Origin of the sequence: Burkholderia theae, assembly GCF_048565265.1 — a bacterium.
Classification (GTDB): domain Bacteria; phylum Pseudomonadota; class Gammaproteobacteria; order Burkholderiales; family Burkholderiaceae; genus Burkholderia; species Burkholderia theae.
In genome coordinates this window covers 1,337,405-1,350,513 of record NZ_CP183463.1, presented here as the reverse complement: position 1 = coordinate 1,350,513, position 13,109 = coordinate 1,337,405, and the positions used below count along the sequence as shown (strand labels likewise).

General features: G+C 61.7%; 15 protein-coding genes. 2 read left to right on the top strand and 13 right to left on the bottom strand.

Annotation, left to right across the window (positions count from 1 at the left end; translation table 11 throughout):
- Window positions 1-8 precede the first annotated feature (8 nt).
- From ACN22W_RS38645 to ACN22W_RS38585, 13 genes are all read right to left on the bottom strand, one after another.
- Window positions 9-896, bottom strand: coding sequence for a dihydrodipicolinate synthase family protein (locus ACN22W_RS38645; protein WP_193102832.1), 888 nt, complete (start codon window positions 894-896; stop codon window positions 9-11).
- Between the two features lie 24 nt (window positions 897-920).
- Window positions 921-1,988, bottom strand: a complete 1,068-nt coding sequence (locus tag ACN22W_RS38640) for an aminotransferase class I/II-fold pyridoxal phosphate-dependent enzyme (protein ID WP_193102833.1) — start codon at window positions 1,986-1,988, stop codon at window positions 921-923.
- A 105-nt stretch (window positions 1,989-2,093) separates the two neighbouring features.
- A complete protein-coding gene (locus tag ACN22W_RS38635; protein WP_193102834.1) occupies window positions 2,094-2,741 on the bottom strand; it encodes an HAD family hydrolase in 648 nt (215 codons plus the stop codon).
- A gap of 12 nt (window positions 2,742-2,753) precedes the next feature.
- Window positions 2,754-2,993, bottom strand: a complete 240-nt coding sequence (locus ACN22W_RS38630) for an acyl carrier protein (RefSeq protein ID WP_193102835.1) — start codon at window positions 2,991-2,993, stop codon at window positions 2,754-2,756.
- 11 nt (window positions 2,994-3,004) lie between these two features.
- Window positions 3,005-4,537, bottom strand: coding sequence for a class I adenylate-forming enzyme family protein (locus tag ACN22W_RS38625; RefSeq protein ID WP_419690289.1), 1,533 nt, complete (start codon window positions 4,535-4,537; stop codon window positions 3,005-3,007).
- Window positions 4,538-4,675: 138 nt separating this feature from the next.
- Entirely contained in the window at window positions 4,676-5,440 is a 765-nt protein-coding gene (locus ACN22W_RS38620) for a glutamine amidotransferase (RefSeq protein WP_419690288.1), read from the bottom strand.
- A gap of 107 nt (window positions 5,441-5,547) precedes the next feature.
- Window positions 5,548-6,645: a phosphotriesterase-related protein gene (locus tag ACN22W_RS38615; RefSeq protein ID WP_343492056.1), complete on the bottom strand. Its 1,098-nt coding sequence runs from the start codon at window positions 6,643-6,645 to the stop codon at window positions 5,548-5,550.
- Window positions 6,642-7,649 carry an ABC transporter permease gene (locus ACN22W_RS38610; RefSeq protein ID WP_419690287.1) on the bottom strand — a complete coding sequence of 336 codons (1,008 nt, stop codon included), beginning with the start codon at window positions 7,647-7,649 and terminating at the stop codon, window positions 6,642-6,644. The genes ACN22W_RS38615 and ACN22W_RS38610 overlap by 4 nt, the downstream gene beginning before the upstream one ends.
- Before the next feature lie 2 nt (window positions 7,650-7,651).
- Window positions 7,652-8,440: an ATP-binding cassette domain-containing protein gene (locus tag ACN22W_RS38605; RefSeq protein ID WP_419690286.1), complete on the bottom strand. Its 789-nt coding sequence runs from the start codon at window positions 8,438-8,440 to the stop codon at window positions 7,652-7,654.
- Between the two features lie 47 nt (window positions 8,441-8,487).
- Entirely contained in the window at window positions 8,488-9,330 is an 843-nt protein-coding gene (locus tag ACN22W_RS38600) for a substrate-binding domain-containing protein (protein WP_419690285.1), read from the bottom strand.
- A 287-nt stretch (window positions 9,331-9,617) separates the two neighbouring features.
- Window positions 9,618-10,673 carry a LacI family DNA-binding transcriptional regulator gene (locus tag ACN22W_RS38595; RefSeq protein WP_419690284.1) on the bottom strand — a complete coding sequence of 352 codons (1,056 nt, stop codon included), beginning with the start codon at window positions 10,671-10,673 and terminating at the stop codon, window positions 9,618-9,620.
- A gap of 599 nt (window positions 10,674-11,272) precedes the next feature.
- Window positions 11,273-11,485, bottom strand: a complete 213-nt coding sequence (locus ACN22W_RS38590; RefSeq protein WP_048246513.1) for a twin transmembrane helix small protein — start codon at window positions 11,483-11,485, stop codon at window positions 11,273-11,275.
- A complete protein-coding gene (locus ACN22W_RS38585; protein ID WP_129518418.1) occupies window positions 11,482-11,832 on the bottom strand; it encodes a hypothetical protein in 351 nt (116 codons plus the stop codon). The genes ACN22W_RS38590 and ACN22W_RS38585 overlap by 4 nt, the downstream gene beginning before the upstream one ends.
- A gap of 241 nt (window positions 11,833-12,073) precedes the next feature.
- Here ACN22W_RS38585 and ACN22W_RS38580 point away from each other — a divergent pair, with 241 nt between their 5' ends.
- Together ACN22W_RS38580 and ACN22W_RS38575 are read left to right on the top strand one after the other, a co-directional pair.
- Window positions 12,074-12,832 (top strand): YoaK family protein, encoded by a 759-nt coding sequence (locus tag ACN22W_RS38580; RefSeq protein ID WP_048246514.1) that lies wholly within the window; start codon window positions 12,074-12,076, stop codon window positions 12,830-12,832.
- 87 nt (window positions 12,833-12,919) lie between these two features.
- Entirely contained in the window at window positions 12,920-13,105 is a 186-nt protein-coding gene (locus ACN22W_RS38575; protein WP_021158209.1) for a ribbon-helix-helix protein, CopG family, read from the top strand.
- Window positions 13,106-13,109 lie beyond the last annotated feature (4 nt).

The window sequence follows — 13,109 nt, the reverse complement described above, 5'->3', positions numbered from 1 at the left end:
CGGCACGATCAAAGCAGCCCCTGGACCTTCAGCATCGCGACCAGATTGTCGATCCTCGAGCGCGGCAACACGTGAAGCGGCGGGCGGACCGTATCGTGGGCAATGATTCCCATCCGGTTCAGCGCGACCTTGAAGCACTGGATGAATTCATTTCGAATGGATCCCGTCACGAGCGCTTGCGGCGCGATGTGCCTGTCGTGCAACGCCTGCGCCTGATCGATCTCGCCGGCCTGGACGAGCGCGAAAATCCGGTTCAGCACCGACGCCCTCAGATTGCCTGCCGCGGTGGTCAGGCCATCGGCACCCTCGATGAGTTCCGGCATGATCAACAGATCCTCCCCGGCAAAAACCGAGATCCGCCCATCGAAATGCGAATGGTATTGCCGAACTTTCGTTACCTTCGGCGTGGTCAGTTTCACATATCGCATATGCGGGCTGACATTCAGGACCGCCTCGACGACCTCGACAGGAATTTCCGTCCCGCCACCGCCATCGTAGACCATCATGTCGATCGCGCCGCGCTGCGCGATTCGGGAGAAATGCGCGATCATGCCCTCGGCGGTCGGCTGATGGTAATACGGCGGAGGCGCAAGCACGGCCGCCGCTCCCTTTTCCCTCGCGTACACCGCCATGTCGGCGGCGATCTCCGAACCCGAATGCGCAACGCCGACGATCAACGCGCTCCGGTCGCCGATTCTCTCGGCCGCGACATCGATGACACGACGCTTTTCGCTGTCGGTCAGACTGAAGAATTCACCGGTCGTGCCCAGTACGATGATGCCCGCGACGTCCTGAGCGACGAGATGGTCGATAAGGCTGGACAAGCTGGCCTCATCGAGTTGGTAGTCCGGCTTGAACGGTGTGACGACGAGAACCTGGTTTCCGTGAAGTGACATGCGTGCCTCGCAACGGGTTTGAATTCAGAAGGATTTGCCTAACCGGTGCATCGCTTCCTCGATGAGCGCTTCGTTCACGCTCAGCGCGAATCGAACGAACGACGTGCCCGAAAGGCCGTACACCCCTCCGGGGTTACATGCGATCCGGTGTTCGCGCAACAGCCGGGCCACGTGCTCGTCCGACCGCTCGGCATCGGGCGTGCGCGCCCACACGAACATGCCGGCAGGTGGCGGGAACACGTCGTATCCGCAGGCGCGCAGCCCATCGACGACCCGGTCGCGCCGCACGCGGTATCGGGCTCGCAAATCGCGATGGAACGTGTCGGACAGGCGAAGTGCCGCCGCGCCGGCCTGCTGAAGCGCCGGGAACGGACCAGCGTCCGTGAACTGTTTCAGGCGAAGCACCCGTTCGACGACGCCCGGGTGGCCGACCATGTAGCCGAGCCGCCAACCGCACAGATTGAACGACTTCGACAGCGAGCCGACTTCGACCGCAACCTCCAGCGCGCCAGGTACAGACAGTACGCTGGGGGGCGGCGCATCGTAGTAGAGCTCCGCGTACGCGCTGTCGTTGCAGATCACGAACCCATACTCATGCGCCAGTGCGACGGCTTTCTCGAACGCATCGAGCGGCATGACGGCACCGGTCGGATTATTCGGATAATTGAGGAACAGGATCTTCGTGCGTCGAAGGACGCTTGCCGGCACCTCCGACCAGTCGGGCAGATAGCCGTGCTCCGGACGGCATTGAATCGCGTGAATCTCCGCGCCGAACAACGCGGCATTGCCGCGGTACGTCGTATACGCGGGCTCGCAAATCATCACGACATCGCCCGGTTCGACGAGCGCCATGCACAGGTAATGTGCGCTCTCCTTGCAACCGAGCAACGCCAGCGTATTGCGCGCCGCATCCAGCGTCACATCGAAACGCCGGCGATACATGCCGGCCACTGCCTCCCGGTAGTCGCGTTCGCCGGCGGACTCGTGCGCGGCATAGCGATGATTGCCCGGGTCGGCAATGCTTCGGGCGAGGTGATCGACGATCTCGGGCGGCGGCGGAAAGTCGGGGTTGCCGATCGTGAAATCGATCACGTCGTCACCGGCGCCGCGCTGCGCTTCGAGCTGCGCGCGTATCGACGCGGATAAATAAACGCTCGAATCCGTCTGCGTTCGCATCAGGGCTGGCATGAATTCCCCTTATGCGAACGTGTTGACGAAACCTTGCAGGACATTGCGCAACTCGGACGGCGACTGGACCATGTAGCCGGGGCGCTCGTTTCGCAGCTCGTCGACGGTGCCGGTTCCCCACGTGACCGCGCAACTGGAGACTTGCGCGCCATGCGCTGCTCGGAGGTCGTTGGCCGCATCGCCGATCATCAGCGCGTCCGCATGCCCCTCGCCCAGCATCCGGAGGGCCTTGAGGACCGGTTCAGGATCGGGCTTCGGATTCGCTACATCGTCACCGCATACGATTGCATCGAATACGTTCCCCAGTCCGATCTTCTGCAGGATATGCAGCGTACGTTTGCGATCTTTCCCGGTCACGAGCGCAAGCTTCACGGACCGCGACTTCAGATCGCGCAGGAGTGCGTCCATGCCGGGCACGACTTCGATGAGATTCGACAGCCGGTTGCTGTAATGGCTGAACGCGTCATACATCGTCGAAGGCAGTCCCATCTTTTTCATGATGTTGTCGAACGAGTCACCCATATGACTGAGGTACTCGTTGACGGGTGGTTCGCCCCCGTCGATCGTATCCTGGTAGCTGAGCGTGAAGGCTGCCTTGATGACCGGCTCCGAATGGATGACGACGCCGTCGAAATCGAACAATGCCGCGCGAATCATGATCCGCTCCTTCTATTGAGGTTGACGATTGGCGAGATACCGGGTCAAGTCGTCGACCGTCCGGAACAATTCCGGAACGAGGTCCTCGTCTTCGAACCGAATTCCCGTGACTTGCTCAAGCTCGGCCACGATCTGGATGAAGGCCAGCGAATCGACCCTCAGGTCATGCGTCAGGTCCTGATCGCCGCGTATGCCCGGTTGCTTCATGATCCCGGCCAGCGTCCGGTGAACAATCTGTTCCATGGATTGCATGGCACTTCCTCTCAGTTGTGTTCGAAACGGATCTTCAGGGCCAGCAATTCGGCGCGGACGATCTTTCCCAGATGATTGCGCGGCAGTGCCGGCACACGCACGACACGCAGCGGCCGCAGTTCGGGCGACAGCCTGGCCATCAGATATTCGTCGAGGTCGCCGGCGTCTCCCGACAATTGCACGAACGAATAGACGTCCTGCGATGCGCGTTCATTCTCGATGCCGATCGTCGCCGAGTCGACGACGCACGGATGCGACGCAATGACGTCGTCGATATCGCGGGGATTGATCTTGATGCCGCCGCGATTGATGACATCCCCCTTTCGCCCGCCGAGAAACAGGTACCCGTCTTCATCGACCGTACCGATGTCGCCGATCAGGTACCAGCCGTCCCGGAACGCAGCCGCCGTCCGGTCCGGGTTTCTGTAATATCCGTCAAATATATACGGACTACGAATCATGATCTCGCCGTCGTCGCCGATTCTTACCGTGCACTTGGCGGGAATCCGCCCGACCGAGCCGGACCGAAACGGCACATCCTTCGTGTAGTACGCAACGAGAAGCGCCTCCGTCGACCCGTAGTTCTCCAGGATGGGAGCACCGAAGGCGGACTCGAACGCGTCCTTCAGGGATTCGTCGAGCCGGGATGACCCGCAGATGACGAAATCGAGCCGCCCGTGGATATTTTTTCGATACCGCGGCTTCATCCTCAGCAATCCGGACAGCATCGCCGGCACGCAGACGAAAACATTGCCGCCGCCATCTGCGACGACCCTGTCAAATGTGGCGGCGACCCGTGCATTGAACGGCGGCGTGATGACCGCCCCTGCGCCGAAGAGAAACGGTTGCAAGGTGCTGTACGTCCAGCCGTCGATATGGCTCATCGGCATCGAAACGATGAATCGCGTCCCGGCTCCCACTCCCAGGTCGAGGCCGTAATCCACGATGTTCTCGATGAAATGCCCGCATTTGATGACCGCGCCTTTGGACGATCCGGTCGTTCCGCTCGTATACAGAATCGCAACCGGATTATTCGCTTCGAGTGTTACGTCGAGCACATCGGCCGGTTCGTTCAAAATCAGATTCCGATATTCGATCATCACCGAATTCAATCCGGCTTTCGATATCGATATTCCCGCCTGGTGCAATATGATTCGTGTTTCCGTTTGCTCCAGAATCTGATCGACTTTTTCCGGACTCCAGTCCGGATCAACCGGCACGGCAATCATGCCCTGCCTCAAAACGGCGAAGTAGCTGATCACAAATTCCAGCGTATTCCCGAAAGCCAGGACAATCCGGTCCCCCGCTACCGCCCCCAACATGTTGATTTTGCTGCAAACAACCGATGACATGCGATCGATGTCGCGATATGTCAACTGGACGCCGGAGAAAAAGTCGACAGCCAGGACATGGTCGCCATGGATATCGAAAATTTGTTTCGGCGAAAAAACCGCCCCGCCTTTCAGACGCTGAACGATTTCCCGTGCTGGTTCATCCGGCTGGATTATCTGCCACATCGCGACTTGCTCCCTGACTTGCACCATTCTGGTGATCGTTACTCGAGGAACTACATCGTCAGCAAAAACTTTTACTTCTAGTAAACCGGTTTATAAAAATTACGTCATGGTGCGCAGGATTGTCAACATGAAATTAAAAGACTGTGAAAACGCGACGCATCTTCGTCAATGCGCGGCCGTTGCGTCCGTCAACCAGTCGAGACAGTTGATCCACAATTGCGCGTAGCCGGCCCAGTTCATGAACTCCGACGGCATCCAGTGATGCGACATGTCACTCGTCCATGCCACCGTTCGTCCCTTGCCGTAGCCGCCCGCGACGAGCAGCGGATGCCCTGTCTCGGGTACGGTCGCGAGCACCGTCGCCCCCGGCTTCGATTGCACCTCGTTGTAGCCGAGCAGGTGCGGCCACGCATGTCCCAGCCCGGCGAGCAGCGGATGCGGTCCGTTGACCTGCGGCACGAACCCTTCGGGGACCTCGACGCGATCGTCGTAGGGCAAGCAGGTCACCGGGAGGACTTCCTCGACGGGACTATTGCGAAAGCGTGCGCTGGCATTGATGCCCTGAAAACTCAGATAGCCTCCGATCATCATCAGCGCGCCGCCGCCAGCCACGTAATCCCGCAGCAACTTCAGCCGATTGGGCATGCGCTCGCTTCTCGCCCAGGTATTCGGGTGCAACAACAGCGTATTCGCACCGATATCGGACAGAATCACCGCATCGTATCGCCGCAGTGCGTCGAGCTCCAGCGGGAACGCCTGTTGCGCCTCATGGCTCGGCATGTGGGTGACGCGATATTGGCTGTCGCTCATGCAGGCCAGAAAAGCGACTGCCCCACTGTGATAGGTCACGGTCGAAAACTGATCGAATCCTTTGACGTGCACGGATGAACTCGACCAGCTCTCGCCGGCAAGAAGTACGGATTTCTTCATGGGCTCCCCCTGTCGATCGGTGACACGAGTCACGTCCGGTTTGCCTCGCTCTCGCGAAGTAAACCGGTTTACAAACGCCGCGCCGTTTCCTGGCGAGACATGCCTGTTCAGCCTGTTTCCTGTATCCGCGAAAAAACGGCGGCGGGATTCCCGACCAGAAGCGCATCGAGTTGCGCCTCCGTGACGCCATGCCGACGAAGCCGCGGGACGAAATGCTCGAGGATGTAGCCGTATCCGTAGCCGCCGTAGCAAGTCAGCATCATCTTGAGGAAGACATCCTGCGAAAGCAGCACGCGGTTCCCGTAGCCGGCATCGATCAGCGCCTTGACGGCTCGGGCGTTTTCCTCGTCCGACGGACATTGCGCGTCGTCGTCCGCATAGTAGTAGTCCATACCGATCATGTCGTATTCGAGCCAGCTTCCACGCTCCGCCAGTGCATGCTGGTAATCGGGATCGAGATGGCTCGGATTCATGTGGCAAAGAATCGTATGCGATGGATCGGCCCCTTCCTCTTCGACGATATCGAGCACGCGATGACCATGGCGGTGCCATCCCGGGAGATGCACCGACAACGGCACGCCTGTCGCGGCGCTGGCGCGGGCGGCTGCCCGCAACGATTTTTCCTCGTCGGGCGTAAAGGCCGCCGATACACCGATCTCGCCGATCAGCCCGGCGATCACCGCAGGACGCTCCGCCGCGCCGCCAACGTCGAAGATCAGTTGCGCGGCCAGCTCGCCGATCGTTCGCTCCCGTACGTAGCGAGGATGAGAGGATTCCAGATAAAAACCTGTCGACATCACGATATGGAGCCCGGTGCGTCGCGATATCTGCTGCAATGCGACCGGATCACGACCGATGCCGAGGTTGGTGGGATCGACCACCGTCCGGCCGCCGAGTGTCTTGAACCTGGCCAGTTCGTCCACCGCGACGTCGGGATCCTCGAGTCGGCAGTTATCCCGATTCATCAACGGATTCATCCGCAGCGCGCCGAGGATGCCGATGTGGACCTTCTCTTCACCCGGATGACGCTCCGCGCAATCGCACGCGGGCGTCCATTTGCCGGATGCGTCGAGCAGGATGTGTTCATGCATCAGCGTGATGCCCATCTCGTCGACGGCAATCGGGCCGAGCACCGTCATCACATGGCCGCTGTCGACTCCGATGAGCCGTGACGGATCGTACACGGAGCCGGTCACGCGGCTCATGCGGCGCTCCCGTGCCGACGCCGCGGCATGAAGACGCGTGTATTGAGCCAGATCGCGAGCAGCATGATGGAGCCCTGAAGAATTTGCGTATAGAACGGCGACACGTGCAGAAGGATCAGTCCGTTATTCAGCACCGCAATCGTCAGCGCGCCAAGCACGGTTCCGACGATCGTGCCGACACCGCCGAACAGACTGGTGCCGCCCAGCACGACCGCGGTAATCACGTCCAGCTCGAAGCCCGTGCCTTGATTGGACGATCCGCTGCCCAGCCGCGCCGCGATGATCATGCCGGCCAGCGCGGCCGCCATGCCGCTCAGCAGGTAAGCACGCAGCTTGATACGCCGCACGTCGACACCCGCGCGCCGCACCGATTCCTCGTTGCACCCGAGCCCCGTGACGTACCGGCCAAATCGGGTATATCGCAGCGCCGCCCAGCCGGCCAGCACCACCGCGACCGCAAGCAGCACCGGCAACGGGATACCGAGCACCCATTGTCGCCCAAGCCCGGTAAACAGCGGTGCATGCTCGATCGGCAGCGAATAACCCTGCGTCACGGCGAGCGCGGCACCACGCACGATCGACAGCGTGCCGAGCGTCACGATGAACGGCGGCATGCCCGCGTAAGCGACGAAATACCCGTTGAGCAGGCCGATCGCGCATCCCAGCACGAGCCCGCCGCCGATGACGACCGGCTCCGGCATGCCGGCCTGCAATGCCATCGCGCACAGCGCGCCGACAAGAGCCAGCGTCGAGCCGACCGACAAATCGATCCCGCCGGTCGTGATGACGACGGTCATCGCCGTGGCGACGATCAGCAGTGGCGCGCATTGGCGTGCGATGTTGAACAGGTTGCCCGTCTGATGAAACGTGGCGCTGGACAAGGCAAACACCGCCGTGCACACGAGAAAGAACGCCGCGATGCTCGCCACGCTCGCATGGCGGCCGAGCCAGTACGTGAACGCCGATCGCGCCGGATCGGGTACGAGCGCAGTCGTCATTTCCATGTTCAATTCTCCATCGACTGGTGTGCGATGCGTTCATTGAACCGCTGCCCGACGATCAGGTCGACGACCTCCTCGAGACTGGTCTCGCCGATCAGGCGGTTCGCAACATTGCGTCCCTCGTACATCACGCTGATTCGATCACATACCCGGAACAGATCCTGAAGCCGGTGCGTGACCAGGATCACGCTGACGCCTTTCGCGCTGACCGTGCGAATCAGCTCGAGCACCGCCTCGACTTCCGCGACGGCAAGTGCCGCCGTGGGCTCGTCCATGATCAGCACTTTCGGATCGAACGACACGGCGCGCGCAATCGCAATCGCCTGACGCTGTCCGCCGGACAGATGCTCGACATTGAGGCGCGTGTCGGGAATGCGAATGCCGAGTCCTTTGAGCATGTCGCGGGCCTGCGCATGCATTGCGCCGAGATCGAGCACGCGCAAGCCGCAAATCCGGCGCATCGGCTCTCGGCCGAGGAACAGGTTTCCGGCGACGTCGAGCGTGTCGCACAGGGACAAGTCCTGATACACCATTTCGACCCGATGCCTGCGTGCGTCGGCCGGCCCGGAAAAGCTTACCCGCCGTCCGTCGATCTCGATGTCGCCGGCGTCCGGCACGACCGCGCCGGACAACACCTTCGAAACAGTCGATTTTCCCGCGCCGTTATCGCCGACGAGACCCAGCACGGCGCCGGGCGGGACCTCGAGGTCGACGCCGCGCAGGGACCGCACGGCGCCGTATCGCTTGGCGATGCCGATCATCCTGACACGCGGCGGCATTGAAATCGCGTTCATGTCCGTTCTCCAGTCGCAAGGACGGCGCCCGGGGCCGTCACGCGGCGTTATCGATAGGCGACCCTGAACTTGTCGAGATTGGTCTTCGTGACGATGGTCGCCGGTACCGCGATCAGCCGATTCACCGGCTTGTGCTGAATCAGCCTGAGGGCTGCGTCGACCGCCGCGCGCCCCTCGCCCTCCGGATCCTGCTGGACGACCGCGATGACACTCCCGTCGTCCAGCCCCTTGACGGCCTGGGCACTCAAGTCCCAACCGACGATCTTCACGCGACCGCCGGTATCCTGGGCCCCCAGCGCGGCAAGTGCGCCGATCAATGCCGGTTCTCCGGTCGCATAGATGAGTTGCAGGTTCGGACTTCCGGCGATCAGATTCTCGCCCGCGGCCTGCGCACGGTCCTGAACGTTCTGCCCGTCCACCGCCGCGACGACCTTTGCTTTCGGTTCCCCGGCAAGGCCGGCCTTGAATCCGTCCACGCGCAGGTTCTGCACATAGGAGTTGAATGCGCCGAGCACGCCGATCTGCGCGCCGCCGCCGAGCCTGGCAGCGATATAGGAAGCTGTGAACCGACCGATGTCCTCGGCGACCTTGCGATTGTCGACACCGACCTGGACGTCGTTGTCGCCATTGACGATCGCATCGATCGCGACGACCGGAATGCCTGCCCGCCTGGCTTCGCGAATCGCGGGCTTGATGCCGTTGACGTCGATCGCGGCCACCAGAATCGCGTCGACCCTTTGCTGAACATAGGTTTCGATCGCGTTGTTCTGCGCAACGGGATCGTTATTCGAATTGAAGACGATCAGGTCGGCGCCCGCGGACCGCGCGGCTGCTTGCGCACCGGCGTTCATTTGAGTGAAGAACAGGGCCTGCTGATTGACCTGGACCAACGCGATTTTTCTGGGTCCGGCCGCGAATGTGTCGCACACTCCGAACGGTATCGATGCGATGCACAACCAGACCGCCGCAACACGTATTCCCCGAAATCTTTTCATCGCCCTCACCCAGTAAGGAAATGTCCTGATCCGACGGCCTCCGCGCTCCGTCAACCCCGATCAATCCGGCACGCGGTCATTTTTGATGTAAACCGGTTTACAACCAAGATAAATAGAGAAATTTTGTCTGTCAATACCTGGGGAAGATCAGTCGCCTCGCCCAAAGACGAGGCATCGCTCTTTCAGCGGGTCTTTGCGCGTTTCGCGGGGCGCGAAATCGCTTTCGGCGGCGCCACCGACGCGCGCTCGATCAGACGAACGGGCAAGCGCTGAACCGACCGGCTGCCGACATCGTCGGATTCACTCGTCAGGGCGCCGACCAGTGCATCCACTGCGGCCCGTCCAAGTTCACGCGCCGGTTGCCGCATCGTTGTGATAGGCGGCATCAACAGACTCGCGAATTCCATGTCGTCGAATCCGACAAGCGAAATGTCCTCCGGCACGGCTCGCCCGCTCTCACGCAGCGCTTCGAGAATGCCGATGGCGAGATAATCACTTGCCGCGAAAACTGCGCTCGGAGGATCGTCGATCGCGAGCAATTCGGCCGTGACCGCTCGTCCGAATGCGCGCTCGTACGTACCGTAGCGCACCAGCGACGGATCGAACGCAACGCCGGCCTCTTTCAGCGCGCGGCGATAGCCTTTCAAGCGTTCGCCGACGGTATACAGGAACTGAGGGCCAGTCACGTGTGCAATCCGGCGATGCCCCGCGTCAAGCAAATGCTTCGTCGCCAGGTATCCACCCTCGACGTTGTCGACAAACACCTTGGGCACATTCGTGCCTGGCACATCCTCATCCAGGATGACGATATTCGCCCGATCATCGATCAGCTTGCGCAGTTGACCATCATCCGGCCGGTTCGAAACCAGGATCAGACCGTCGAGATGACGGGTATCGACCCAGTTCAGATAGTAAGCTTCCCGCTCGATCAGATTGCGGGTGATGCACAGGGAGAGCCCGTATCCCCGTTCGCGCACGGCTTCTTCAACCTCGTCGGCAAGTTCGGCGAAAAACGGATTCGCGACGTCGGGCATCGCGAGCCCGATCGTCTCGCTGCTGCCGAGACTCAGGCGCCGGGCCAGACTGTTCTGTCGGAAATTGAGGGTCTCGATCGCATCGTTCACACGTGTTGCCGTCGAATCCGGCAGCACCAGCGTGCCATTGAGATAGCGGGAAACCGTTGCCTTGGAGACTGCGGCCAATTTCGCGACGTCACTGATGGTTGGGATCTTGGGCACGGCCGTCGTCCTGTAAGCATGACGCATTCTAGCGCGCTCAGCTGTCGAGTGACGGTCATGCGGAGATACCCGCTATTCGTCCGGCGCCGCTCCACCATGGCAGCCCGGATTTTGCGCGTTGACACTCCGGTACCAGCGGAACCGCACCTGACAAGCGCTTGCCACGCGTGGACGTCGGGGAGTTTGCTCTGTGTCAGTGGCTACGGCGAGTGCTCCTCGCACACGCCAGAACCTGATGACGAAACTGTCGTTGCACAACGCGGCCAAAGTGACCGCGTATGTGTTACGCGACGGCCTCGCCGAGTTGCCGCTGTCCGGCACGGTACGCGCCGAGGAATTGCTTCGCTGAAGGCCCGCCGGCCGACTTTGCCGCGCTCCGCACCGGCGGCGCGACTCGCGCCGCGGGTTCCCTCGCGATCTCTGGCGCGGTCAATCGGCACGCGCTCGTCCTCCAATAGACGAGGACCTGCCCGCCTCGCAATACGTCCGTCGGCACCCAATCAGCCATATCGGGATAAGTATTCTTATCACAACACACCGATTACGGAATCAAACTTCCATTTTCCAGAACGCCCCGCACGCAACGGGGCGCACCCTGCTCAACGCCCGATCGGCAACCCGGTCGGTTCGATCCAGCCGAGCTTGTACGCGATCAGCAGCGACAGGAACAGCGTGACCGACAGCCCGACGCGCGCCGCGAGCGACCACGCCATCCGCTTGGATTTCCCGCGATCGTGATTCATGAAATACAGCGCGAAGATCAGGCTCGCGATGATCAGCGCGAATGCCACGGAAACCAGCAGAGTTTTCATTGGTGTTGCCCTTGAAGATCGGAATCGGCCTGAATCAGTTCGGCCAGTTTTTGCCGTTCGTCGGCGAGGTTGCCCACGCCCGACGCCGGCCAGTCCAGCGCGACGCCGTTGCCCAGCGAATCGCGCACGAGCGTCTGGTAGCGCCGGTCGTTGATCCGGCCATGGTCAATCGCTTCCGAGATCTCGCGCCGGAACGGCAGCGGGAAACTCGCGTACGCACGCGACAGCGCCGCATATTGTCTCGCATCGATCTCTTTCGACGATGGTATGACAGTCCAGATCACCACGGCCACGATGGCCGTGAACGGGATCGCCGTGTAGCGAAGAATGAACTTGGTCGGGGTCATGAAACGGTGGGTCGAAGTCATCGCGAAGGCGGGCCGTGCGGCAGCGAAGCCGCAGGCAGGCCGCGCCGCACACATTGTACTGAAAGCCCCATCGGGCCAACAGAGTATGATAATGGCATTATCATGTTCGTCACATGATTCGAGAGACCCGGTGCCGTGTGCGAGCGGCTTGCCCGCGCGGCCGTCCGGCGCCGGTCTTCCCGTCCGTGCCCGCAACCCGCGGCGATTGAGCGAAGCCCCTATGCCAGCGCAGTACTTTCGAAACCTGACGGGAAAACACCGCAGCGCGACCGCGAACCGCCAGCTCGGGTTTTCGCTCGCGTTCGTGGCCGGCGCGGCCAATGCGGGCGGTTTCCTCGCGGTCAGGCAATACACGTCGCACATGAGCGGCATCGTGTCGGCGATCGCCGACCAGACGGCGCTCGGCGACGTGCGGCTCGCACTGGCCGGCATCAGCTCGCTGGGGTCGTTCCTGATCGGTGCCAGCTGCTCGGCGATCCTCGTCAACTGGGGGCGCCGCCGCGGCCTGCAGAGCCAGTTCATGCTGCCGCTGCTGGTCGAAGCCGCGCTGCTGCTCCTGTTCGGACTGCTCGGCAGCCACCTCGCGCTGTGGGAAACGTTCTTCGTGCCGGTGACCGTGACGCTGCTGTGCTTCATCATGGGGCTGCAGAACGCGACGATCACCAAGCTGTCGGGCGCGGAGATCCGCACGACGCACATGACGGGCATCGTGACCGACCTCGGCATCGAGCTCGGGAAGCTGTTCTACTGGAACCGGTCGGCCGTCGACGTCGACGCGCACGCGGTCATTGCCAACCGCTCGAAACTGAGGATTCACGGCGCGATGCTCGCGTCGTTCTTCGTCGGCGGCCTGGCCGGCGCGATCGGCTTCAAGCATGTCGGCTACGTGTCGACCGTGCCGCTCGCCGCCCTGCTCGTCACGCTCGCGATCGTGCCCGTGATCGACGACCTGCTCGCGTTGCGCCGCGGCAGACGCTGATCGCGCGCCGGAGCGGCGCTTTCGGCGGTAGTCCGCCAGGCGGATCGATTATAATTTGATTAACATACCGACCACCCGCGCCCTGCAATGGAAACGAAAACCGCCCGCCTGACCGTCCTGATCGACCCCGCGAAGAAAGAAGCCTTCGAGATGCTCTGCGCGGAGCAGGATCTCACGCCGTCGCAAGTCGTACGTCAGTTGATCCGCGAGTATCTCGACCGGCACGGCGTGACGTACAAGACCAAAAGCGCGCTCGGCAAGCGCGTGAAGTAAATGC